Source organism: Ohtaekwangia kribbensis (genome assembly GCF_042676245.1).
GTDB lineage: Bacteria > Bacteroidota > Bacteroidia > Cytophagales > Cyclobacteriaceae > Ohtaekwangia > Ohtaekwangia kribbensis.
In genome coordinates this window covers 556,871-581,213 of the sequence record NZ_JBHTKA010000008.1, presented here as the reverse complement: position 1 = coordinate 581,213, position 24,343 = coordinate 556,871, and the positions used below count along the sequence as shown (strand labels likewise).

Annotated in this window: 26 protein-coding genes; 16 read left to right on the top strand and 10 right to left on the bottom strand. The window is 43.1% G+C overall.

The features are described 5' to 3' along the window. Positions 1-7: 7 nt before the first annotated feature. A complete protein-coding gene (locus tag ACFQ21_RS23475) occupies positions 8-1,123 on the bottom strand; it encodes a hypothetical protein (RefSeq protein WP_377583277.1) in 1,116 nt (371 codons plus the stop codon). A gap of 183 nt (positions 1,124-1,306) precedes the next feature. Here ACFQ21_RS23475 and ACFQ21_RS23470 point away from each other — a divergent pair, with 183 nt between their 5' ends. Next, a complete protein-coding gene (locus ACFQ21_RS23470) occupies positions 1,307-1,873 on the top strand; it encodes a DNA-3-methyladenine glycosylase I (protein ID WP_377583275.1) in 567 nt (188 codons plus the stop codon). Between the two features lie 34 nt (positions 1,874-1,907). On the opposite strand, the gene ACFQ21_RS23465 is transcribed toward ACFQ21_RS23470, so the two are convergent. Next, entirely contained in the window at positions 1,908-2,558 is a 651-nt protein-coding gene (locus ACFQ21_RS23465) for a DedA family protein (RefSeq protein WP_377583273.1), read from the bottom strand. A 105-nt stretch (positions 2,559-2,663) separates the two neighbouring features. Then, positions 2,664-4,256: a M20/M25/M40 family metallo-hydrolase gene (locus ACFQ21_RS23460; RefSeq protein WP_377583271.1), complete on the bottom strand. Its 1,593-nt coding sequence runs from the start codon at positions 4,254-4,256 to the stop codon at positions 2,664-2,666. A 129-nt stretch (positions 4,257-4,385) separates the two neighbouring features. Between ACFQ21_RS23460 and ACFQ21_RS23455 the strand changes: the two genes are divergently transcribed. Then, positions 4,386-4,610 (top strand): Kazal-type serine protease inhibitor family protein, encoded by a 225-nt coding sequence (locus ACFQ21_RS23455; RefSeq protein ID WP_377583269.1) that lies wholly within the window; start codon positions 4,386-4,388, stop codon positions 4,608-4,610. 1 nt (position 4,611) lies between these two features. Here the strand turns inward: ACFQ21_RS23455 and ACFQ21_RS23450 are convergent, their stop codons facing one another. After that, a complete protein-coding gene (locus ACFQ21_RS23450) occupies positions 4,612-5,112 on the bottom strand; it encodes a hypothetical protein (protein ID WP_377583267.1) in 501 nt (166 codons plus the stop codon). Positions 5,113-5,233: 121 nt separating this feature from the next. On the opposite strand from ACFQ21_RS23450, the gene prfA reads away from it, so the two are divergent. Both prfA and ACFQ21_RS23440 read left to right on the top strand, forming a co-directional pair. Continuing rightward, positions 5,234-6,310: a peptide chain release factor 1 gene (gene prfA, locus ACFQ21_RS23445; RefSeq protein WP_377583265.1), complete on the top strand. Its 1,077-nt coding sequence runs from the start codon at positions 5,234-5,236 to the stop codon at positions 6,308-6,310. A 196-nt stretch (positions 6,311-6,506) separates the two neighbouring features. Then, positions 6,507-7,103 (top strand): LemA family protein, encoded by a 597-nt coding sequence (locus tag ACFQ21_RS23440; RefSeq protein WP_377583263.1) that lies wholly within the window; start codon positions 6,507-6,509, stop codon positions 7,101-7,103. Between the two features lie 60 nt (positions 7,104-7,163). On the opposite strand, the gene ACFQ21_RS23435 is transcribed toward ACFQ21_RS23440, so the two are convergent. Then, the gene (locus tag ACFQ21_RS23435; protein ID WP_377583261.1) at positions 7,164-7,802 is read right to left on the bottom strand and encodes a DUF2306 domain-containing protein; all 639 of its coding nucleotides are present in this window, start codon (positions 7,800-7,802) and stop codon (positions 7,164-7,166) included. 56 nt (positions 7,803-7,858) lie between these two features. On the opposite strand from ACFQ21_RS23435, the gene ACFQ21_RS23430 reads away from it, so the two are divergent. After that, on the top strand, positions 7,859-8,692 hold the full coding sequence (locus ACFQ21_RS23430) for a YARHG domain-containing protein (RefSeq protein WP_377583259.1): 834 nt from the start codon (positions 7,859-7,861) through the stop codon (positions 8,690-8,692). A 55-nt stretch (positions 8,693-8,747) separates the two neighbouring features. Here ACFQ21_RS23430 and ACFQ21_RS23425 read toward each other — a convergent pair whose 3' ends face one another. Further along, entirely contained in the window at positions 8,748-9,743 is a 996-nt protein-coding gene (locus tag ACFQ21_RS23425; protein ID WP_377583257.1) for an aspartate-semialdehyde dehydrogenase, read from the bottom strand. A gap of 153 nt (positions 9,744-9,896) precedes the next feature. Here ACFQ21_RS23425 and ACFQ21_RS23420 point away from each other — a divergent pair, with 153 nt between their 5' ends. Continuing rightward, positions 9,897-12,152: a lamin tail domain-containing protein gene (locus tag ACFQ21_RS23420; RefSeq protein ID WP_377583255.1), complete on the top strand. Its 2,256-nt coding sequence runs from the start codon at positions 9,897-9,899 to the stop codon at positions 12,150-12,152. A 77-nt stretch (positions 12,153-12,229) separates the two neighbouring features. Here the strand turns inward: ACFQ21_RS23420 and ACFQ21_RS23415 are convergent, their stop codons facing one another. Continuing rightward, complete coding sequence (locus tag ACFQ21_RS23415; RefSeq protein WP_377583253.1) at positions 12,230-12,943, bottom strand: pyridoxine 5'-phosphate synthase; 714 nt, start codon at positions 12,941-12,943, stop codon at positions 12,230-12,232. 74 nt (positions 12,944-13,017) lie between these two features. On the opposite strand from ACFQ21_RS23415, the gene ACFQ21_RS23410 reads away from it, so the two are divergent. The 3 genes from ACFQ21_RS23410 (at position 13,018) to ACFQ21_RS23400 (ending at position 15,065) form a co-directional block, all read left to right on the top strand. Next, positions 13,018-13,470 carry a GatB/YqeY domain-containing protein gene (locus ACFQ21_RS23410; protein WP_377583251.1) on the top strand — a complete coding sequence of 151 codons (453 nt, stop codon included), beginning with the start codon at positions 13,018-13,020 and terminating at the stop codon, positions 13,468-13,470. Between the two features lie 151 nt (positions 13,471-13,621). After that, the gene (locus ACFQ21_RS23405) at positions 13,622-14,374 is read left to right on the top strand and encodes an alpha/beta fold hydrolase (RefSeq protein ID WP_377583249.1); all 753 of its coding nucleotides are present in this window, start codon (positions 13,622-13,624) and stop codon (positions 14,372-14,374) included. A 52-nt stretch (positions 14,375-14,426) separates the two neighbouring features. Further along, positions 14,427-15,065, top strand: coding sequence for a CBS domain-containing protein (locus tag ACFQ21_RS23400; RefSeq protein ID WP_377583247.1), 639 nt, complete (start codon positions 14,427-14,429; stop codon positions 15,063-15,065). A gap of 45 nt (positions 15,066-15,110) precedes the next feature. Here the strand turns inward: ACFQ21_RS23400 and ACFQ21_RS23395 are convergent, their stop codons facing one another. Both ACFQ21_RS23395 and ACFQ21_RS23390 read right to left on the bottom strand, forming a co-directional pair. Beyond that, positions 15,111-16,028, bottom strand: coding sequence for a heme-dependent oxidative N-demethylase subunit alpha family protein (locus ACFQ21_RS23395; protein ID WP_377583245.1), 918 nt, complete (start codon positions 16,026-16,028; stop codon positions 15,111-15,113). 29 nt (positions 16,029-16,057) lie between these two features. Further along, positions 16,058-16,837 carry an alpha/beta fold hydrolase gene (locus ACFQ21_RS23390; protein ID WP_377583243.1) on the bottom strand — a complete coding sequence of 260 codons (780 nt, stop codon included), beginning with the start codon at positions 16,835-16,837 and terminating at the stop codon, positions 16,058-16,060. Positions 16,838-17,035: 198 nt separating this feature from the next. Between ACFQ21_RS23390 and lysA the strand changes: the two genes are divergently transcribed. Both lysA and ACFQ21_RS23380 read left to right on the top strand, forming a co-directional pair. Continuing rightward, positions 17,036-18,268, top strand: a complete 1,233-nt coding sequence (gene lysA, locus ACFQ21_RS23385; RefSeq protein WP_377583241.1) for a diaminopimelate decarboxylase — start codon at positions 17,036-17,038, stop codon at positions 18,266-18,268. A gap of 143 nt (positions 18,269-18,411) precedes the next feature. After that, entirely contained in the window at positions 18,412-20,496 is a 2,085-nt protein-coding gene (locus tag ACFQ21_RS23380; protein WP_377583239.1) for a protein-disulfide reductase DsbD family protein, read from the top strand. Positions 20,497-20,659: 163 nt separating this feature from the next. Here ACFQ21_RS23380 and ACFQ21_RS23375 read toward each other — a convergent pair whose 3' ends face one another. Next, positions 20,660-21,010 carry a YraN family protein gene (locus ACFQ21_RS23375; protein WP_377583237.1) on the bottom strand — a complete coding sequence of 117 codons (351 nt, stop codon included), beginning with the start codon at positions 21,008-21,010 and terminating at the stop codon, positions 20,660-20,662. Positions 21,011-21,145: 135 nt separating this feature from the next. Here ACFQ21_RS23375 and ACFQ21_RS23370 point away from each other — a divergent pair, with 135 nt between their 5' ends. Genes ACFQ21_RS23370 through ACFQ21_RS23350 form a run of 5 tightly spaced genes read left to right on the top strand, consistent with a single transcriptional unit; the run spans position 21,146 to position 24,318 of the window. Continuing rightward, a complete protein-coding gene (locus tag ACFQ21_RS23370) occupies positions 21,146-22,153 on the top strand; it encodes a bifunctional phosphoglucose/phosphomannose isomerase (RefSeq protein WP_377583235.1) in 1,008 nt (335 codons plus the stop codon). A gap of 53 nt (positions 22,154-22,206) precedes the next feature. Further along, positions 22,207-22,398 carry a hypothetical protein gene (locus ACFQ21_RS23365; RefSeq protein ID WP_377583233.1) on the top strand — a complete coding sequence of 64 codons (192 nt, stop codon included), beginning with the start codon at positions 22,207-22,209 and terminating at the stop codon, positions 22,396-22,398. 24 nt (positions 22,399-22,422) lie between these two features. Continuing rightward, entirely contained in the window at positions 22,423-23,220 is a 798-nt protein-coding gene (locus tag ACFQ21_RS23360; RefSeq protein ID WP_377583231.1) for a hypothetical protein, read from the top strand. Further along, the gene (gene lipB / locus ACFQ21_RS23355; RefSeq protein WP_377583229.1) at positions 23,201-23,917 is read left to right on the top strand and encodes a lipoyl(octanoyl) transferase LipB; all 717 of its coding nucleotides are present in this window, start codon (positions 23,201-23,203) and stop codon (positions 23,915-23,917) included. Before ACFQ21_RS23360 ends, lipB begins: the two co-directional genes overlap by 20 nt. Next, positions 23,914-24,318 (top strand): hypothetical protein, encoded by a 405-nt coding sequence (locus ACFQ21_RS23350; RefSeq protein WP_377583227.1) that lies wholly within the window; start codon positions 23,914-23,916, stop codon positions 24,316-24,318. The genes lipB and ACFQ21_RS23350 overlap by 4 nt, the downstream gene beginning before the upstream one ends. Positions 24,319-24,343 lie beyond the last annotated feature (25 nt).

The window sequence follows — 24,343 nt, the reverse complement described above, 5'->3', positions numbered from 1 at the left end:
TGCTACGTTAAGGAGTATATTTCCGAATTAAAAATTCTTTCCACGTAGTGTAGGCCTTGCGTGGTATACCTTTTTCATCAACAATGCCGGTGTCGCGCCAGTTTGTTTTGGCATTAGCTGATGAACCCATTTCTTCCGAGAGCTTGTCGTAATCACGAACGGCAAAGTTGATTACGAATACGGCTTTTCTTTTCAGACAGGCTGTAAGCAGGTCGCGTATATACTTTTCTTGTTTATCGGCATCGGCTTCTATTGTTACTCGCCCTGCTCCTGTGTTAATCGAAAAGGACTGTGCTGCATATCCTGTTTCAGCAATAGCCAACGGTTTTTCACTGATGTTAAAGAGATCATCGAATGTATTGACAGGATAAGGATTACCGAGCAGCGAGGTCAGGCAAGGATAAAACGAGAGCGAGTATAGATCAGAATATTCCAATAGTTGTAAAGCGGCAAGCCGTTGCTGTACATAATCATTGTTGCTGATGAGACCTTTCAGTAAGTGTGCTCCGGATATAGAACAAAAAACCATTAGCTTCGGATACTTCTTTTTCAGTTCGGTATAGATATACTGGTGGAACTCTACATAGCTACTCCATATAGTGGGCTTGTTTACGTAGAGTAAATTTGCCTCCATCGCCATGTTAAAGTAATCAGGATTGAAGAAGTCGATGATGCGTGAGCAATAATTCAGGTAAGCCGTTTTTACTTCATCGCTGTTGAAAGTATAAGAGTCCCACGGTGCGGGTAGCGGTAAATTTTCATCGGCAGTGCGGTAAGACGCCAGGCCGTTGTGTAAAGAATTGAAAGGGTTAACCGATATATAGATCTTCTGTGATGCGGTTGTCTGGTTCTTGCGAAACGTCCAATCGTTGATAATCTCATCATTGAAATTTTCGCCTGCCAGTGCTTCAACCCAGGGTACACCGTTATCAAACTGATGACTGATGATGTCGGCATTTTCACGAAGCGTGCGGTACGTATAGGCTGCAGCATCGACTGACGATTCGTATGGAACAGGCGTGAAGCCCATGTAATAACTGCGGGTTTGTTCCTGGTCTTCTTCATCGCAGGCCAGAAGTATAGCAGCTATCGAGATAAAAATCGCAATGGCCCTCGTCCGCATAGTTCTTCGTTTTTCCATCGTTCCGGTATTTTGACGGTATACAATTTAACAGTTATCAGCCAATGAACCATCACTACACAAAAACTTTACATATCACCGCTATTTCATAACTTCCAATATTCACCTGCTGACATACTATTGACACATGATGTGACATATTTGTACGATAAAACAATGGTGTTTATGAAAGAAAAAGTTCGCTGCCCCTGGTGTCTAGGTTTCGACCAGTACATTGAATATCACGATAACGAATGGGGTGTGCCCGTTTATGACGATCGCGTGCATTTTGAGTTTTTAATCCTGGAAGGTGCACAGGCAGGTTTGAGCTGGTCAACTATTCTCAAAAAACGGGAAGGTTACGGAAAAGCTTTCGCGGATTTCGATCCCGTTAAGGTTTCTAAATTTACCGAAGCTCGACTTGAGAAAATTCTGCAGGATCCGGGCATCGTTCGTAACAAGCTTAAGGTTTATGCAGCCGTTAACAATGCGAAGCGCTTTCTGGAAGTGCAGAAAGAATTTGGAACATTCAGCGACTATATCTGGGGTTTTGTTGACGGTAAACCAATCGTGAACAAACGAAAATCACTCAGTGAAGTACCTGCTACCACAAAAGAATCGGATGCGTTAAGTAAAGATCTGATCAAACGGGGATTCAAGTTTGTAGGCAGCACCGTGATGTATGCGCACATGCAGGCCTGCGGATTGGTGAATGATCACCTTGTAGATTGCTGGAGGTATAAAAAGGTATAAATGCCGGAGTATATATACACTCCGGCATTCTTTATTAGGCTTGCTGTGATTTTGTTCTGCTGCGAATAACTTCAATGATCGGAGGAAGTATAGATACGAAGATGATTCCGAAGATCACGTATGTGAAATTATTCTTGATAACCGGAATGCCTCCGAAGAAATAGCCGAGGAAAAGAAAGCTGCCCACCCAGGCAATACCACCAATTACATTGAAGCTCGCAAATTTGGTATAGCTCATCGCGCCTATACCGGCAACAAAAGGAGCAAACGTGCGGATGATGGGAATGAAGCGCGCATAGATAATTGTTTTGCCGCCATGCTTGTTATAGAACGCCTGTGTTTTGTTCAAGTAATCAACCTTCAATAATTTATATTTTCCACTGAAAGCGCGCGGACCTATATATTTACCGATGTGGTAGTTTACCAGATCGCCCAGTATAGCAGCAATGCATAACAACACAAACATGAAGAAGACATTGAGACCTGTATCAGGTTTGGCAATGATAGCACCGGCAGCAAACAACAACGAATCGCCCGGAAGAAACGGAGTAACTACCAAACCAGTCTCAGCAAAAATGATCAGGAAGAGAATGAGGTACGTCCACGTTTTGTAATCGCTAACAATTTCAACGAGGTGATGATCGATGTGAAGAATGAAATCGATGATCGACTTAATGAATTCCATAAGGGTTTTTTAGTAAGATTTAAATTCAACTATAACGCACAAAAATAACAAAGCCTTCCATGTATCACAGAAGGCTTTGTTTTATAATACTGTAAATTCTTCCTGTTATTTTCTCGGAATCAGTCCGTCACGGTTTGCAGCGAGCCATGCAAATGCAGCAATCATGGTAGCGTTGTGTTTCAGATCCGGTTCAAGAGCTTTGTCATACAAGTCCATGCTGGTGTGGTGCGTACGCGTTCCATACTCGATCGGGTCTTGAATGAATTGAAATCCGGGTAACCCGATAGCATCAAACGAAAGGTGATCTGTTCCTCCTGTATTCTGCAACGTTAATGTAGAGGCTCCCATTTTGTTAAAAGGTTTTAACCAGCTGCGGAATACCGGCGCAACGTTGTTATTACCTTGCAGATATACTCCGCGAAATTTACCGGTACCATTGTCCATATTCAGGTACACTGAAAATTTCTCTGCACCTGGTTTCAGTTGAACAGAATCGTAAGGATAAGCTTTATCAAGACGCTCGCCATAAGTTCGTTTTACATACGAGCGTGAACCGAGTAATCCTTGTTCCTCACCACCCCACAACGCAATGCGTATAGTACGCTTTGGTGTTACGCCTAATGATTTTAAAATGCGCATCGCTTCCATCATCACTGCGGAGCCTGCGGCATTATCAGTAGTACCCGTGCCGCTATGCCACGAGTCCAGGTGAGCACCAATCATTACAACTTCATCTTTCAAATCGCTTCCCGGAATTTCTCCGATAACATTATAGCCTGGGGCTGATGGCGTGAACTCTGTCTCAAGCGTGAGTTCCAGCTTTACAGTTTGTCCTTTTTGAATCTGACGAAGCATGCGGTTATAGTGTTCGGCAGCAACTACAACCTGTGGAAGAATTTTAGGGGCATTTGCTTTATAAGCCGATACACGTTTGCTGAAAGGTGTTTCAGCAGGATATGGGATGGTAGCGGCAGAGACGGTTAATGTACCATCCTCCAGGCGTGCCGATGAACTTGCTTCCAATACAGCAATAGCACCTTCTTTCTGGCAGAGGTCCCATTTCAGGTAGGCCAACCGTTGTGGCTCTGTGGGTGCCTGAAATCTTCTGCCACTAAATGATTCGCTCACATCCGCATTAGCCATTTGAAGCAACGTTGAATCATTCAATCGCGAAGCATCAGCTTTGAAGCCGGGCTTTACCGGTGTTGGCAGACTAAAGAGAACAATTTTGCCTTTCAGCTTTCCTTTATACTGATTCAGATCTTCTTCTTTTTTTATATCGAGGTAAACGGCTTCAGCACTTACTGTTCCTTTTACTCCGGGGGTCCACGCTTTTGGGTACGCGATTACCGGGAAATATACCGGCCCCGTATTCTGCAAGCTAAATTTCTTCAACTGCCAGCCGCGACCGAAGTCTTCTTCCCATGTATCGAAGTGTACATTTTGTACGCCCCACGATTCCAATGTAGACTTTGCATAATCGGCTGCTTTTTTATACCCGGGCGAGTTGGTTAGACGCGGTCCGTGAATATCCGTGAGCATACTCAGAATGTCCATCACTTGCGAATGGTCCATTCCTTCACGTTTTATTTTTGATACCATCGCGGTATCAATCTTTTCGGGTTGCTGTGCCAGCACAACGCCCGGTATGAGCGCAGGCAGCGTAATTAAAAGCTGCTGTAAAGATCTCCTTATCATAATCAGGTTTAAAGGTTAATGATTCTCTTCAAAAATAAAGAACAGCCTCCTGGTAAGGGTTACCGCTTATTTAATTTTTATGAAGACGGGCATGATTCTTTTTATATACCTCACCGGAGGAGCCAGAACATGAAAAAGATATTAATACTGTTTTTTGTAATGCTGGGATTACTCGCGTGTGATGATGATGACAATGACAGCAGGTCTTGTATCGATCCATCGAAGATTAAAGATGTAGTGGCCTGCCCCCAGGTTGTTGACCCAGTGTGTGGTTGCAACCACCAAACGTATCAGAACGAATGTATAGCAGAAGGATCGGGCGTTACTTCCTGGACTAAAGGTGCCTGCCCTTGATTTACTTTTTAGTGGCTGCTAATACTGCTTGCTTCTTCGTTATATAAATATGCCACACGCCCTGCAGTTGTTCTATACCATCGGGCATGGGCATAACAATAGGCTTGGAGTACAGCAACTCTTCGTATTCATTTTGTTTATCGTCAGTATATAATTTTTGAATATTGTCCTGAACGGAACCTGTTACCATGCCGGCTACATACGCCTCTATCAGTTGTTGCTCGATCAGGTCGGCTGTACTTTTACCAGGAACTGTCCAATGGATTTTCACTTCGTATTCGCCGGCGATGGAATCAACTTTTGTTGAATCGAATTTCACTTTTTGAAGCGCTGCAAAAACAGTCTGCCCTTTAGTCAATGCGGCTGTTACAATATCAGAATCGCTGAGCTTCACAATTTTCTGTTCTTCCATGCCTTCGTGTAAGCGCTTGCGTTGCTCGTCAGACAATCTGCCACCACAAGCCGTTAACACCACCAATGCGAAAAAAATGACCTTCTTCATGGCTGTAAATTTCAGGTGGCAGACGTCAAAATCCAAATTGGTAGCGGGTTCATCAGAGTGTTTGTTTCATCCATCTGATGTATCGTATCTATTAGCTACCTTTGCCGACTGATTTTAGAATATGATCGAAAAACTCGAAGAAATTAAGCTGCGGTTTGAGGAAGTGGGCCTGCTCCTGGCGCAACCGGACACCGTTAATGATATCAAAAAATTTTCGCAGCTCAGCAAAGAATACAGAGACCTCGAAAAAATTGTTGTTAAGTACAACCAGTATAAAGATGCACGTGGCCACCTGCAGCAGGCGAAAGAGGTTTTGGAAAAAGAAAAAGACCCGGAGTTGCGCGAGCTTGCCAAAATGGAAATCGATGAGCTCGAGCCGAAGATTGAAGAATTTGATGGTCAGTTGAAAGAACTGCTCATTCCGAAAGATCCCAACGATGATAAAAATGTACTGCTCGAAATCCGTGCAGGTACAGGTGGTGATGAGGCTGCAATTTTTGCCGGAGACCTTTGGAGAATGTATCAACGCTTCTGCGATAAACGTGGATTGAAAATGGCCGTGCTCGATGTAACAGAAGGTACAGCCGGTGGCTATAAAGAAGTAATCAGCAGCGTAAGTGGCGAAGGTGCTTACGGCTTGTTAAAATTTGAATCCGGTGTACACCGTGTACAGCGTGTACCGGCTACAGAACAACAAGGTCGCGTGCACACATCAGCCGCATCTGTGGTAGCGCTTCCGGAAGTTGAAGACGTGGAAGAAGTTGTTATTAACCCGGCAGATATAGAGATACAGACCGCACGCTCGAGCGGTGCCGGTGGACAGAACGTAAACAAGGTTGAAACAAAAGTACAGTTAACGCACAAACCATCCGGTATAGTTATTACCTGCCAGGTAGAACGTTCGCAGCACGGTAACCGTGAGCGTGCGTTGCAAATGCTGAAAACAAAACTCTATGAAATAGAAGTAGAGAAACAGCAAAATGAGTTAGGTACTGCGAGAAGATCGTTGGTAAGAAGCGGAGATCGTTCTGAAAAAATAAGAACCTATAATTACCCGCAAAGCCGTGTTACGGACCATCGCATAGGCTATACGGTATATAATCTGCCCGCTGTAATGAACGGAGAGCTTGATGATTTTATAGAGCAGCTTCGTATAGCAGACAGTGCTGAGAAAATGACAGAAGGTTCCAATCAGTAACATTTATTTAGAATATAAATTCTGGCAAAAGGCAAACTAACCTGAGTGTGTTTCGTTTCTTGCTTGCTAAAGGGGCTTTGCTGAAGATCTACAATAAAATAAAGGATATAGACGTCTTCAGCTAGTAAAAAGAAAAAGCGTTGAAATATAGTATCAGCGCAGTTTTCGTTAATTTTAAATTGAGATAATTCACAATATGAAAAAAGGACTAATTGTTATCGGGGTCATTCTTCTTCTAGTTTTGATTCTGTATGGTTTTTTTGCAGGCCGTTACAACACCATGGTTGAACTGCAGGAAAACATTCCAAAAGAGTGGGCTCAGGTTGAAACACAATATCAGCGCAGAGCTGATCTTATTCCGAACCTGGTAAACACTGTAAAGGGCTATGCTAATTTTGAACAGGAAACACTTACCAAAGTAGTGGAGGCCCGTGCCAGCGCTACACAGGTAAAGATCGATCCGAGCAATATTACTCCGGAGCAACTTCAGCAATTTCAACAGGCACAAAATGGTTTGAGCTCTGCTTTGAGTCGCCTTTTAGTAGTAGCCGAAAATTATCCTGAGTTGAAAGCCAACCAGAATTTCCTTGATCTTCAGGCTCAGCTTGAAGGTACCGAGAATAGAATTACAGTAGCTAGAACTCGCTTCAATGAAGTGGTTCAGCCGTACAATGTATATATCAAGCGCTTCCCGAATAATATGCTTGCCGGTATGTATGGATTTACACCGAAGGGATATTTTGAAGCTGCAGCGGGTTCAGAAAAAGCTCCAACTGTAGATTTCGGAAAGTAAAAGATCTTCAAACTCTCCGCTTGCAAACAGAGAGAAAAGCCTGGCCGCGGTGGTCAGGCTTTATTTTTTGTTAACGGTTAAGATTTCTGCAGCAGCTTTTCTTCGTATCAGCCACTCGGCAATCAGCAGATTCGGTATCCATCCCAGCCAGGCAACAATCATATAGCCATCCATCGGATGTGGGTGGAAAACCAATACAATAATATACTTCCATGCGCGCAGTGTCAGTGCAGAAAGTGTTAGTGCATAACTGCGCAACATAAAATTTCCGTGCTCTATATAGTTCTGTTTCCCAATTTCAATCCAGGCTTTCGCAGTAAAGAAAATCCAAAGTATACTGAGTACGCTAAAGGCAATCTGCGAGGGCATTCCTCCATTTGCATATAGCGCCATAACGAAACTTGCTGGTCCGGATATAAATACGATGATCAGGATATATATTTTGCCAACCATTCGGTGAACGGTAGAGAATTTCCGAAGTGGATCATAAAACTGCGTAAATCCGGCAATCAAAAGAAATATACTGGAGAGCACATGTATAAAGAAAGACACCTTCCAAACAGGATTGTGAATGATCCACTGCTTTAAGTTTAGAAATTTAATATCCGTCTCCAACGAAAGATAGGGCAACGTTATACGAATCATCAATAGCGTAAAGAACAAGAGCAGAGCATAACGAATAATTTTAGTTGCTTTCATGATCGGAAGTATAAATCTCCTTAACTTAAAATTAAAATCAAACCAGAAATTCATTCATGAAAAGTCTTTTCGGGTATAGCTTCGTTTTTCTTTTTTTCCTGGCATCGTGTGGTAAAAAGGAAACCACAGAAAATAAAACAGCCGCCAGCGATCCGACTTCTGATGATACAACATCGGTTATGAAACCTGTCAAGATCGATGCAAGAAAGATTGGTCCGGAAAAATCAACCGAGCAGGAGAAGATAGAGCAAGCTATCGAGCAGATGGAGAAAAACAAATCGCTGCCGATTGTCGGGTATTGGGTTGGTGCATTCGGAAAAAACAAAATTAATATAGCGCTGGCCGGTATAGCAAACGATCAGGCAATCGGCTATACCGTATGTGCAGGCAACTATAGACCTATAGAAGGAAAAGTATCTGTGACGGGAGATTCCATATATACCTTTCAGATGAAGGAACCCGGAACGGATCAATATGATGGCGAATTTCATTTTATGGTCAACACGAACCAAGGGGTAATGAAAGGCTCATGGGCACCCTTTAAGAAAGGTGCCGCTACATCAAAGAAGTTCACTTTAACGAAAAAAGCATTCGAGTATAACACAGACGCAGGAATCTATCCGCAGGCTTCGAGCGAGCTGCTGGGAGAAGCGGATGTGGAAAATATGTTAGAGGAGGAACTCGAAGTGATGCGAAATGAAATTTATGCACGCCATGGATATTCCTTTAAAGATAAAGAGATGCGTGCACGATTCGATTCAACTTCATGGTATATACCGATGGGGGTTGACATCCGCGAACAACTAACGGATATAGAAGTGCAGAACATTGATCTTATATACCGGTACGAAGAATACTACGAAGAAAATTACGATTCGTACGGCCGGTAAAAAAGAAAGGTCATCTGTTTAGATGACCTTTTTTATATCTGTCAGTGCTTTGTTGTTACTCGGCCACTAGACTTTTCTCTAACATAAACTCAGCGATCTGCACTGCGTTGGTAGCGGCACCTTTACGGAGATTATCAGCAACGATCCACATGTTTAATGTGTTAGGTTGTGATTCATCTCTGCGCAGACGACCTACAAATACTTCATCACGACCATGTGAATTGATCGGCATCGGGTAAATGTTGTTCTTCGGATCATCTTGAACAATTACGCCCGGAGTATCAGCAAGTATGGAACGTACTTCGCTCAGCTTGAAGTCTTCGTAAAACTCTACGTTAACAGCTTCTGAGTGACCGCCTACTGAAGGAATACGCACTGTAGTAGAAGTAACGCCAATGGTATTGTCGTTAAGAATCTTGCGCGTTTCATTCACCATCTTCATTTCCTCTTTGGTATAACCATTGTCAAGGAACGAATCGATGTGTGGAAGCGCGTTCATATCGATCGGGTGTGGATAAACTTTAGGACCATCAATGCCTTTGCGCTCGTCCATCATTTGTTGAACTGCATCTTTACCGGTACCGGTTACAGACTGGTACGTAGAAACAACAATTCTTTTGATCTTATATTTCTTATGCAGCGGAGCCAACGCCATTACCATTTGAATGGTAGAGCAATTCGGATTCGCGATAATGCGATCATCTATTGTGATAACATGACCGTTGATTTCAGGAACAACCAATTTTTTAGTCGCGTCCATTCGCCAGGCAGAAGAGTTGTCGATCACGATCGTACCAACTTCAGCAAATTTAGGAGCCCACTCCAGTGAAGTTCCTCCACCAGCAGAGAATATAGCAACATCCGGAGCAAGCTTTACAGCTTCTTCCATCCCCTTTATAGTATATTCCTTACCCTTAAACTTAAGTTTCTGACCTACTGATTTAGCAGAAGCTACTAAATACAATTCATCAAATCTAAAATCCCGTTCCTCCATTACTTTGAGGATCTCTTGGCCCACGAGTCCGGTGGCGCCTACAACTGCGAGTTTCATTTTATTTTGTACTTTTAAGTTTTAAGGTTTGCAAAAGTAATCTATTCCGTTGTGCCTAATAAAAACATGCAACAAATATTCATATTTTCTATTCTGAAAACGTTTACGAAAAACACATTCATAACGTTTTTCTTCCTGGTCTATTCCCAACAAATGTTCGCTCAAGTCATTGATAGCTTTGACGATAGCGATTTTCTGAGCAATCCGACATGGTCTGGTAACGCCACAAAATTTTCAGTTACAAATAATCAGCTGAAATTACAGGCTCCGGCCGTTACAGATGCCGCGTACCTTTCATTACCAAGTCGAGCCATTAACGATGCAAGCTGGGAGTTTTACACTCACCTGGCGTTTAACACTTCGAGCACCAACTATGTAAGGGTATATCTGGCGTCTAGTCAGCCTGATCTTTCTGATACCCTGAGCGGATACTTTGTGATGCTTGGCAACACGGCCGATGAGATCAGTCTCTATAAGCAATCAGGCTCCACGCGCACAAAGATCATTGACGGTACCGATGGTAAACTAAATCTCGCATCGGCAGAGGCTAAAGTAAAAGTTACACGCGATGCCTCCGGTAACTGGCAATTATACTCGGATGTGGGACTGACCGGAAGTTATACATTGGAGGGAAGCGCCACGGATGCCCAATATTTTTCGTCTGCCTACTTTGGTGTGTATTGCAATTACACCGCCACGCGCTCCGATAAATTTTACTTTGATGATTTTGTTGTCAGCGGTAAGCCTAATATACCACCGGCTCCACCAACACACAAAGACATAATCTTTACCGAAATTTTTGCAGACCCTTCACCACGTGTGGAACTTCCTGAAGTTGAATACCTGGAAATATATAATCGCGGTGCTGAAGCCTTTAATCTCGCTGGTTGGAAATTGACCGATGGTACTTCGGTTGCCACGCTGCCATTATATACTCTGGCTCCCAACAGTTACGTGTTGCTGGTAGCAGCATCTTCGGTAGCCGGTTACAATACAACTGAAAATATACTCGGACTGACTTCCTTCCCCTCGTTAAATAATACGGGTGACAAAATCGTCTTGAAGTATAAAGATGGAATAACGATAGACTCGGTTAACTATAGCGACACCTGGTATAAAAGTGATGATAAGAAAGAAGGGGGCTGGTCGCTCGAATTGATCGATCCAGCGAATATATGTGGAGAAGAAAATAACTGGGCTGCCTCAGAAGATGAAACTGGTGGTACTCCTGGTAAACAGAATTCAGTCTTTGCTAATAAACCTGATCTTACCGGACCAAAATTAGTAGCAACAGTACCTGTAAACACTGCCCAGATCCTTTTACAGTTTGATGAAAAATTGTCGGGTGTATTGCCCGATCAGAGTAGTTTTGATTTTCGGCCTGCAGTAAATATACAGTCGATCGCATTTGCGGATGGATCACTCCGGGGCATTATGCTGTCTGTTAGCGATTCAATTCTCTCCAATACACTTTACACCGTAACAGTAAAAGATATATATGACTGCAACGCCAACACGATTCAAAATAATTTTACCTCCGGTGAATTTGCATTGCCAGAAGACGCAGAATCGCTGGATATAAAAATAAACGAGATACTCTTCAACCCCCGCCCTACCGGCACAGACTTCATTGAGATCGTTAATACCTCGGATAAATTTTTGAATCTTAAAGATTGGTCTCTTTCAACATTTGAAGATAACCAGGCCGGCCAGCCATATCCTATTGCAGCGACAGACTTTCTGTTGAAACCAGGTGCTTATCTTGTATTAACGGAAGATGCAGATATACTAAAAGGCGAATACCCACAAACCCGCATAGAGAACGTACTGGAAGTAAAAGATATACCTGCCCTGAGTGATGATGATGGTTCCGTTGCCATTCTTACAGATGCTAAACAAGTTGTGGATCACTTCTCGTATTCAAAGGAATATCACTCTGCTTTTATTAAAGACGTTGAAGGTGTTTCGCTGGAAAGAATATCGTTTACCGAACCCACCAACGATCGTAACAACTGGAAATCTGCCAGCACAACCAGCGGTTATGCTACACCCGGATTTATAAATTCAAATTCACACACGGAATCTATTGTATCATCAGAAGATGTTGTTGTATCGCCGGAGATTTTTACACCGGGCACCGGCCAGCCTGACTTTACAGAGATACAGTATAAATTTAACCAGGGTGGTTATGTAGCCAATGTAAAAGTATTTGATGCCAACGGCCGAATGATAAAAGAACTTGCCAACAATGCTTTGCTTGGCGCAGAGGGTTTTATCCGCTGGGATGGCGACCGCGAAGATGGCTCCAGAGCCAGAATAGGTTACTATATGGTGTGGTTCGAAGTGTTTGATACCGCTGGCACTGTAAAGACCTTCCGGAAAAGACTTGCAGTGGCCTCGAGATTTTAGTAGTACAAATACTCTCCTATATATAGCATTCATTCTATAGCAGTAATTTTCTACTGCTATAGAATTTGAAACATCTGCTATTTCAATTGCTTCAGGTATAACTGAATGGTATTTTCAAGTCCGAGGTAAAGCGCATCACAAATCAACGCATGCCCGATTGATACTTCATCCAGAAACGGAATATTCTGTTTTAGAAATTTCAGGTTGTGGAGGTCCAGATCATGGCCGGCATTTATACCTATACCACCTTCTTTGGCTATACGCGCACTCTCCATATAGGGCTTAATGGCAACCTCTTTGCTAACGAGGAACTCGCTGGCATAAGGTTCGGTATATAATTCAATACGATCGGCCCCAAGAGCTATAGCACCTTCCACCATACGAGGCGAAGGATCTACAAAAATAGACACACGTGCACCGTGCGATTTAATCTCCTGACAAATGTCGCGAAGCAATGCAGCATGTTTTATAGTGTCCCAACCAGCATTCGAAGTAATGGCATCAGGCGCATCAGGCACCAGTGTTGCTTGTGCCGGTTTTGTTTCACGTATAATTTTCAGGTAACGTTCGTCAGGGTATCCCTCTATATTAAACTCGGTCGTTACTACATCTTTCAATTGTATAACATCGCTATAGCGGATGTGACGTTCGTCCGGGCGTGGATGTACTGTGATACCTTGGGCTCCAAATCGCTCACAGTCAATCGCTGCCTTGATAACATCCGGATTATTTCCTCCTCTGGCATTTCGGAGTGTAGCAATTTTGTTAATATTGACGCTTAGTTTGGTCATGAGTATAGAACGCTTCGGTGGAAAAAATGATCTGCTAAATTTGATTTCGCAAAATAATACTAAAGACAAAAATTATGAGTCTCAAACAACAAATTGATAACGACATTAAAAAAGCGATGTTAGCCAAAAACAAAGAAGAGCTGGAAGCATTGCGCAGTATCAAGTCGCTCATCTTGTTGGCTGAAACCGAGAAAGGTGGCAGCGGTGATGTATCTTCTGATGTTGAAAATAAATTGTTGATGAAGGCTGCCAAGCAGCGTAAAGAATCTGCTGATATATTTTCGCAGCAAGGCAGACAGGATCTGGCTGACAAGGAAGTGTTACAACTTGATATTATAAATCGCTACTTACCAAAACAACTTTCTGCTGAAGAGATAGAAGCAGAGGTAAAGAAAGTGATTGACGAAGTGGGCGCGAAAGGTCCGCAAGACATGGGCAAGGTAATGGGTACTGTTACCAAAAAGCTGGCAGGACAGGCCGATGGAAAAGTTATTTCCGAGCTCGTAAAAAAACTGCTGACGAACTAAGTGCCTGCAGAATTCTGTTAGAGTGGAAGTCAGTCCATATAAAGTAATCAATTTTTAGCAATTGTTCTTAGTGTATTGGGAAGCTGCATTGAAAATAAATTTTTCATACTGATCATTTTTTTTCCTTACTTATCAACATTAATTCATCGACATGGCCATTTTGGTTAAAGAAGAGAGCGGGTTCAAGTTTGTAGACGAAGGACAAGGCGAGCCATTGGTTTTGCTGCACGGTTTGTTCGGAGCGCTCAGCAATTGGGAAGGAGTAGTAAACCGTTTTTCAAAAAACTTCAGAGTTGTTATTCCGATGCTTCCAATCTATGAGATGCCTATAAAAGAGGCCGGACTTGAAGGCTTGCGTAAATTTTTGGAAGACTTTGTGGCTTTTAAAGGCTTGAAAGATATGATCATCATGGGAAACAGCTTGGGTGGTCACGTAGGTTTGATCTATACATTGAAGAATGGTGATAAAGTAAAAAAACTGATTCTTACCGGCAGCTCAGGTTTGTTTGAAGATTCGATGGGAGGTTCTTATCCCAAACGTGGAAATTATGAGTACATTAAGGAACGCGTTTCCTATACTTTTTACGACCCGGCCGTTGCATCAAAAGAACTTGTGGACGAAGTTTTCGACATAACGAAGAGTATTCCCAAGTGTATGCGCATTGTAGCCATTGCAAAGTCGGCACAACGCCATAACATGGCAGAAGAAATTCCAAACATAAAAGCTCCTACATTGTTGGTATGGGGTTTGAATGATACTATAACACCACCGATGGTGGCTCATGAATTTAACAGGCTGATACCAAATTCTACATTGAAGTTTATAGACAAGTGTTGTCATGCTCCGATGATGGAACATCCTGAAAAATTCAATGAGTTAGTTGAAGATTTTTTACTTCAGTAGCGTTATATAAACTAAGAACAACAGCGTGATTGCAGAAGATTTGATAAACCACATGATTCCTCCATTGAAGGGATCGGACGATGCTCACAAGGCTATCGTGTGGATGGAAGAATTTCGCTGCAACTACCTGCCTGTAGTAGATGATGGTAAGCTGCTCGGCTTCATTTCCGAAGAGATCATTTTAGAGACTAACGACATTGAAAAGAATGTGCGTGACTTTAATCTCACTGGTCAGCAATGTTTCGTTCAGCTGGATACGCATTTCTACGACATTCTGAAAGTTGCTGCTGAACATAAATTACAGATGGTGGCAGTGCTCAATGAAGACACTACCTACTTCGGTGTTATTACGGTACAAGACACGCTTACTTCGTTCGCACAAACGGCAGCCGTGCAAATGCCCGGTGGCATACTGGTGTTGTCGATGAATCATATCGACTACTCACTCGCTGAAATAAGCCGGTTGATCGAAGAGAACCACGCTAAGATATTAAGTAGCATCTTAAAAGAAGATCCGCTTGATCCGGGTAAGATTCGTCTTACACTGAAGATCAATCAGCAGGATCTTTCTCGCGTAGTAGCAACGCTCGAGCGCTTTGGCTATAAGGTAATTGGTCGCTACCAGGATACAAAACCTGTTGTGGGTGAAAAAGATCGCATTGATATGCTGTTACGCTACCTCGATATATAGCTATACCTCGAGTTCCTCAACAGCGTATACCCGCTGAAAAATCATTTATACTTTCAGGTAATCTTGAAGCACGTTGATGGAGCCTGTCAGTCCTTTGTACGCAAGTGCTTCAGGCGACATACTCTGCAATGCTTTTAAGAGGAGGTTCCTCTCCTGCTGATTCAATTCATCTACGCGGTAGAAATAGGTGCGGATCGTAAACAAAAACGCATTTACATCGGCCAGCCCCACCAGGTTTTGCCGCTCCGTGCGTATAAACCATCCGTTGTTTTCATGATGTGTGCGTCCCTGCCAGTTGCTATGGTCTTTATCCGGTGGTGCCATCGGGTGATGGTTCAGTCGCGTATCCGTTGCAATTCCCCAGGCAAATCTTGTAAAGGGCGTGTTCGCATGTATAACAGAGTCGAGCATTTTACGATAGTGCTGCAACGTTTTTTCCATGCCGGGTACCGGTGCGTGTGCCGTAGAAAACGGTCTGCCTATTTTCTCACCCGGAGCCCAGTGATTTGGAGAACATAAATGTACAGCGGCTATCCAGTCTTCATCATTACTCAATTGAACAATCGCTATATCTTCCTGCACCTGGCAACACAATGCATCAAACAACGACTCGTAAGCATTACCGTTGAGGTTGAGCCAGTCTTCATGCCATAAAAATTCTTCGCGTGTTGCTGTATTGATAAATTGTCGATTAGTATAATTTACCTTGAACTGCTTCGGATGCTCCTGCACAAGTTGCTTCACCAGGTATTGATTAACCGAGCGCATCGTCTCTGGCTGCAGCTTCGCTTCACAATAATATTTGTGAATGTTCTCCTGCCGGCAATCTCTTTTATTGTCGAGGTATAGCGAATACAATTCATCAATCTGAAAGATCAACGCATCGTATCCTTCAGCACGGGTTGTTGAGACAAGACCTGGTGCTGTTGTATATATACCCGAAAGAAAAGGCAGATACCGCATGCGCAATGGTGGCAATTATATACTATATATTACGAAAGCCAGTTCATAACAAGCTCCACAAACTCTTGTGGTTTTTCAGCTTGTACCCAGTGGCCGGTCTCCATGGTTTCCAGTGAGGCCTGTGGGAATACTTCTTTGATTCTGTCCAGGTCACTATCGCGAACGTAGTTTGATCTTCTGCCCCTGATAAACAATGTGGGCTTATCAAATTTACCCGGATACTGCATATCTACACCAATGTTGGCAAGCTGCTCTGTTATAAGAGGTAGGTTGATCTTCCACGAGAAACCTCCCTCTGCTTTTCGCTGAAGATTTTTCAACAGGAATTGACGCACGTCCGATTCATGAACATAACCAGCGAGTACTTCATCCGCTTCATTGCGTGAAGTAATGGTATCAATCGTGATTGCGTTCAGGCCTTTCAAAATCGTATAGTGTTCAAGATCGTAATACCGCGGAGCGATATCAACCACAATAAGTTTTGATAGCGAATCAGGATGCGCGAGCGCAAAATTCATGGCAGTCTTTCCTCCCATGGAGTGACCGAGTATAACAGGCTGCTTGAGTTTCTGGTCGTCTATAAATTCTTTCAGATCGCTTACCATCGTTGCATAATCAAACGAAGCGCTGTGGTAAGACTGGCCGTGGTTGGCCTGATCGATGGTATATACTTTATAGTTATTGTTGGATAAGAAACGAGCCTGCGTTAACCAGTTATCAGAAGAACCAAAGAGTCCGTGCAGGATAACCAAAGTTTGTTTTGATGCGCTGGCATCGGCCGGCAGGTATTCTCGGAAGAACAATTTCATTTCGGATGAGCGTTATATGAAAATTTTAAAAAGGTAAAAAACGTATGCGGCTTTGGGATTTTCAAGCATTAAAAATAAAGATCGCGCGCGGAAATTTTTTCAATGTATAAAGACCAACATAAAAATCCTGCAAATCGATCCTGATAATCCCGAAATCCTGTAAATCCTGATATATATTTGAACCCTTTTAAATTTCGCATGGAGCTTATAAACGGAACTTACACCATCCAAGGCATTGACGTTCTTAAACTTGCAAACCAGTTTGGCACACCGCTATATGTGTATGATGGTGCCCGCATAGCCGAGCAGATCACCAAACTGAAATCAGCATATTCAGCGGCTAACGTAAAGATAAAGTATGCCGCCAAGGCGCTTACCAACGTCTCGATACTGAAGCTGATGCGCAAAAATGGTGTAGGCATGGAAGCCGTTTCGCTTGGCGAAGTGCATCTTGCACTACGGGCTGGCTACCTGCCGGGAGAGATAACGTTTACACCCAGTGGTGTTGACTTTAGCGAAATTGAAGAAGCGGTAACGCTCGGTGTAGCCATCAACATCGATAACCTTTCCACCCTGCAAAAATTCGGAGCACGTTATAAAGATACTTACCCGTGCGGCCTCAGGCTTAACCCCAACATTATGGCCGGAGGAAACATCAAGATCTCTACCGGACACAGTAATTCAAAGTTTGGTATATCTGTATTACAGCTTGAAGAGATACTTACGTTGATGAGAACGTTCGGCATTCGCATCAGCGGTTTGCATATACATACCGGTTCGGATATAAAAGAGACAGAAGCATTTTTGAAAACGGCCGAAGTACTTTTCGAAACAGCCAAGAGTTTTCCTGATCTGAACTTCCTTGATTTTGGCAGCGGCTTTAAAGTAGCCTATAAGGATGGAGATATAGTAACCGATATACAGGAACTGGGAGGTAAACTTGCCAAAGCCTTCAACGAGTTTTGCCAGCGTTATGGACGCAACCTCGAACTGTGGCTCGAGCCCGGTAAATTTTTAGTAAGCGAAGCCGGCACCATGCTGGTGCAGGTAAATGTAGTAAAGCCTACACCCACTGTAACGTTTGCCGGAGTAAATTCAGGATTGAACCACCTTATTCGCCCGATGATGTATGATGCCTATCATCATATCATCAATGTATCAAATCCATCGGGTACCCAACAGCGATATACTGTTGTAGGTTATATATGTGAGACGGATACCTTTGGAAGCGATCGGGATTTAAATGAAGTTCGCGAAGGCGATATCCTGGCCTTCAAGAATGCCGGTGCTTATGGTTTCTCCATGGCTTCTAATTATAACTCGCGAGTTCGTCCGGCCGAAGTACTCCTCATTAATGGTGAAGCAAAGCTTATCCGCGAACGCGAGAAGTTTGAAGACCTCCTCAAAGGTCAGGTAGTGATTGACCTGTGATTTGTTAAAATTTGTTAATCAATCATTCTTTTTATTCACTGTAATACCTTTCTGCGAAAGGATGAACTTTTTTGGATGGTTGTTCGCTATTTTAGCGACCAATTTTCTTTTCCATGCTAAAACGAATTCTTTTTTGCCTCTTTTTGGCAATATCAGCAGGTGTCGCCCATGCACAGGTACTTCAGCCTGCCAAACTTGCAGCAGAAACTCCATCTAAATCCTATAAAGTTGGTGATGTTATAGAGCTGGTATTTAAAGCATCTATCCAAAAAAACTGGTATATCTATTCAGTAGGATTTGATCCGGATTGCGGACCTGTGCCGATGTCGGTAACACTCGATAAAGATCCAAGCTATGAATTGGTTGGCTCATTGGCAGCTATACAAGACAAGACCAAGCACGACAAGATATTCGATTGTGATGTGCGCATCTTTGAAGGCTCTGGGGAGTTCAGACAGAAAATTAAAATACTATCTCCTTCTCTTGTTCTGAAAGGTACATACGAAGGTCAGGTATGTTCTGAAGTAGAAGGTAAATGTGTTTTGTTTGATGGTGATCTTTTATTCGGAGCTATAAAAGTTGAAGGTGCAGCGATCGAGCCAACGAAGCAGAATGAAAACACCAGCGCAAAAACTGACAATGAAAAAACAGAAGAGAAAGTTGCCGCTGTAAAAGAGAACGCCAGCACACCGGTTGACACCGTAAAAACGGTAACAGCACAGAGTACATCCAATGACACTTATGGGCCGATTAAAGGGCCGGTACTGGATCATACTCTGATCAAAGAAGATCCTGCTAAAAATTCCTTTCTCGGATTTTTTATACTCGCATTCATCGCAGGTCTTGCTGCCTTGCTAACACCTTGCGTTTTTCCGATGATACCGATGACGGTGAGTTTCTTTACACAAGGCCGTTCCAAATTCCAGGCGCTGCTATACGGGCTTTCCATCATCATCATATATACTTTGATTGGTGCTGCGATAGCTCCCCTTATGGGGCCTGAAACCGCGAACCACCTTTCAACGGAGTGGCTACCCAACCTGATTTTCTTTATCGTGTTTATTGTTTTCGGTCTCTCCTTCCTCGGATTGTTTGAAATAACATTACCGGGAACATTCATTAATAGAGTTGATCAGCAATCAGAGAAAGGCGGATTGATTGGTGTGTTCTTTATGGCGTTTACACTCGTACTCGTTTCTTTCTCGTGCACGGGCCCGCTGGTAGGAAGTATACTTGTCTCCTCAGCCGGTGGCGAATTCCTTAAGCCGATTGTTGGCATGTTTGCATTCTCACTGGCGTTTGCTATACCCTTTACTTTGTTCGCGTTTTTCCCGGGCTGGTTAAGTTCTATGCCGAAGTCGGGCGGATGGTTAAATGCCGTTAAGGTTGTATTAGGCTTTATCGAGATAGCATTGGCATTTAAATTCTTAAGTATAGCAGACCAGGCTTTCCATTGGGGAATTTTAGATCGCGAGATCAACATTGCCATTTGGATAGTGATTGTTATGCTGATCGGTATATACCTGATGAAAGGTTTCCGCCTGCCGGGCGATACCGGTAAAGATGCTGAAGACAAACGCGTAAGCATCATCCGACTCACGTTTGCTACCATCGCTTTTGTGTTTGTAGTATATATCGCACCGGGCATGTGGGGTGCCCCGTTAAAAGCACTGGCCGGATATTTACCTCCGATGCACACCCACGATTTTGATTTGATTGCTGCATCGCGTAATGCCAAACCAAACCAGATCTGTGACGAACCGAAGTATAGCGACTTCCTGCACTTGCCACATGGTATAAATGGATATTTTGATTACGAACAGGCTATGCTCTGCGCACGTCAGCAAAACAAACCTGTGTTTATCGATTTTACAGGACACGGTTGTACAAACTGTCGTGAGATGGAAGCCGTAGTATGGTCTGATCCACAGGTGCTCGATAAACTGAAAAATGAATTCATAGTAGTAGCGCTATATGTAGATGATAAAACAGAGTTGCCGGAGTCAGAATGGTATACTTCGAAGTATGATAGCAAAGTGAAGAAAACTATCGGTAAACAAAATGCCGATCTGCAGATCGCGAACCTTAACAACAACGCACAACCTTTCTATGTACTGGTAGGTAAAGATGAACGCGTACTGGTTACACCGTATGGTTACGATAAGAGTGTTGAGGGTTTCCTGAAATTCCTGGACGAAGGCAAAAAGAAATTCAACGAGCTTTACTAAAATATTCTTTCCCTCCCGATAGTTATCGGGACAGATGTACGCAGAAAACTAAAATTCTGCCTACATCTGCTCTGCGGATAGCAAGTGGCTGATAATTGAAAAAGGTGTATCTCAGTCTTGCATACTACGCATTCCTCACAGCTCAAAACTCGCAGCCCAAAGCTTAATTTATAGCATCCTCAAAGAGTTCAACAACAGGCTCCTTCCCAAGTTTTACGGATACAATATCGAAACGAATGTGTCCATGCCAATCAGTTGAGTAGATATACTCTTCAGCGGCTTCAAAAATTTTGTTGACTTTTCGCGCATCTACAAATTCTTCCGGCTCCCCGAAATCGTTCGAGCTGCGTGCCTTAACTTCCACAAAAATAAGCCAGTCATCGCGCTTGATGATCAGGTCGATCTCAGCATGTTTATACCGGTAGTTTCGCACAACAATTTCGAATCCCTGTTTTATCAGAAATTCTGCGGCAAGCTGCTCGCCTTTTTTGCCTATGGCAGTTTTGTTTTCCACGAGGGGCTAACGTGTTTAAGTGTTTAGGTGTTTACGTGTGTATGTTTCGAAGTGTGGAGGTACGGTTGTTGTTCAAATAAATTGCTGCTATACTTGATTGTTATATCGTATCTTTGAAAACCCAAATTACGAACTATGTCGTCTACGAAAAAATACATTGAAGGCTTTACGCGTCAACTGGCAGATGCTTTGAAGATCGGACAATCGCTGGACCTCGATCGTCCGGGTAGCGATATTCGTAATATTGTTATAGCCGGTATGGGTACTTCGGGTATAGCTGCCAACCTGGTAGAGTCGCTCACCTTTGGTCGCATCCCCATCCCCATCACCGTTTGTAAAACGTACAACATTCCACAGTTTGTTAGTCCGCATACCCTATTTATAGCATGCTCCTATAGCGGCAACGCAGAAGAAACCGTTTCGGCACTTAATAAAGCTTTGCTGAAGCGTGCACAGGTAATCGCTATTGCGTCCGGCGGAAAACTCCTCGACATCTGTCGCGAATACAATCTTCAATATATACAGTTGCCTTCGGGGTCTGATAGTCCGCGCGCCATGTTACCCTATAACATGATGGCGCTGCTATATGTACTATATCACACCAACCTGATTGGTGCTGCCTTTATAAAAGAAACCGAAAATGCGATTGAGTTTTTAGATCGCGGTGAAAAAGGAATTCAGTCGGAAGCAGAACTCATCGCCAAAAAACTGAAAGGAAAACTTCCTGTTATTTATTGCGACAACCGGCTTCATGCCATGGCGCTTCGCTTTCAGCAGCAGCTAAATGAAAACGCCAAGCAGCTGGCGCATACAAATACTTTCCCGGAGATAAACCATAATGAAATTGCAGGCTGGCGTTATCCGGAAGTATTAATGCCGATGTTGCAGGCAGTATATCTTTACTCCGATCACGACCATGAGCGTGTAGAGAAGCGTATGGAACTAAGCCGCGATCTGTTTGAGAAAAACTCGAAACCGGTTATTGATATTATTGGCGAAGGGGCATCGCTGCTGGAGCAATATTATTACCTGATACATCTCACTGACTGGATATCGTATTGCCTGGCAAAAGAAAACGGTGTGGAAGCGGATGCAAATGATACTATAGTATATCTGCGAAGCGAACTGGACAAACAAAAATAGAACTTGTTTTAACGTTGTTTCGTTGTAACTTTATAGAACACAATGGCAAGGCTATGAAAGCACCTATTAGTAAGCGAACACGGAAGATTCTTGATAATCCGCAGTTAGCCAAACAGCTTATGTTAGCCATTATTGCTGATCGCCTCGTGGAGCGTTCCATGATATCAGAAGAAGAACGCCCCACTATTAAAGTTGACGGAGAAGAACTCAAGCTCGTCAGGTTAAAGGCGATTGATAAGAAATAAGAAAACGTTTTTGGAGGGTTATGCATGAATCTCATTCTTGGGTCGATTTTTCTATTTATACTGATCATTCCCGGGCTGGCATTCCGGTACTCCTATCTTCACGGAACGTACGCCAAGCAATCCTTTAAGATCTCGGCCGTTGATGAAATTTTCTGGGCCATTCTGCCTGCGCTATTCTTTCAGCTGGCCGGTATTGTTGTGGTTGAGCATCTCACATCATATCAGATACAACTGGAGTTGATTTACCAGATCATCACAGAATCCAGCAGCAATATCAATTTTGAAATCATCCGTCAGAGCATCCTGTATTTTCTGATATACCTCGTCTGCATGATAGGCGTATCAGTAGCATTAGGACTGCTGATGCGATTGATTGTGCGCAGATTCCGATTCGATCTCAAGTACCCGTTTCTCCGTCTTAACAACGAGTGGTATTATTTATTCAGTGGAGAGATATTGGATCTTGAGCAACCCGGCGAATCGAAGAACATTGACCTGATACAGGTTGATGTATTGATGCAAACCGGAGAAGGACCGCTGGTATATAGTGGTACACTTGAAGATTACTTTCTGTCGAAAGACAATGGACTTGACCGTATATACCTTTCGCAGGTATATCGCAGAAAGATGCAGGAAGATCTGAAACGTAACGAACGCAACGTTGGCTACCTGGAGCGTTACCTGGATGAGCGCTACTATTCCATGCCTGGCGATTTGTTCGTTATCACCTATAGCGAAATCCTGAACCTGAACATAACCTACCATGTGTGGTCGAATATTCTGGAAGATGAAGTAAATACCAATGAACAGCATACCGAATAAGAAAGTAAAGTTTGTAGAACTGGGGTTGAAGGATTATCAGGAGGCGTGGGATTACCAGGTTTCTTTGTTCGAAAAAACACTGGCTGTAAAATCAGAGAACAGGAATCTTCCGGCTGAACAACAAAAGGCTACCGATAATTATCTTCTCTTTTGTGAACATCCGCATGTATTTACATTGGGTAAAAGCGGAGACGAAAAAAACCTGATCATTTCGAAAGAAGAGCTCAACGCAGTGCATGCTACCTATCACCACATTAATCGGGGAGGCGATATTACGTATCATGGTCCGGGACAGATTGTGGGCTATCCGATTCTCGACCTCGAGAATTTCTTTACCGACATACACAAGTACATGCGTTTAATGGAGGAGTCAGTTATACAAACGCTGAAAGAGTATAGCATTGATGCCGGGCGGATAGCCGGACTCACCGGCGTGTGGATTGATTTTGAAAATGAACGAAAGGCACGCAAAATCTGCGCGCTTGGTGTAAAGACAAGTCGATGGGTAACCATGCATGGTTTTGCTTTTAACATTAATCCCGACTTACGATATTTCGCCTATATCGTACCGTGTGGTATTCAGGATAAAGCGGTGACTTCATTGGAAAAAGAACTTGGTAAAAAAGTTGATATCCGCGAAGCGCAGGAAATCCTTAAAGAAAAATTTCGTGAACAGTTTGATATGGAGTGGCTATGATGAAGGACATTGAAAAACCGGAAGTAAAAAACGTAACGCTGGCCGTTGCGCGGAAAAAAAATATAGGTGAGCAAGACGAGTGGAAAGTATATCTCATCAACAATAATGATTTTGCTATTGAGAATACACTCGTGGCCAGCAAAGGCTATGGTGAGAAAGATGGCGAACCTCAGCAGACATCTATACTGCGCCACTATCTCGATACCATTGCTCCGAATAGTGCTGTGTTGATTGAACCGATTGACCAGACTGTATTTCACCTGAACAATGAATACTGGGTAAGTTATTATATAGGCAGACAGATTTTTGATAAGCGTTTTGTATTCGTGCCCGACACGATTTGCGAAGAGAACATTACGTTTATAAAAGAGTTGGAGATGGAGGGTGTACTGCATTCTTAACCGGCAAGCTATCAACTACTCCTAA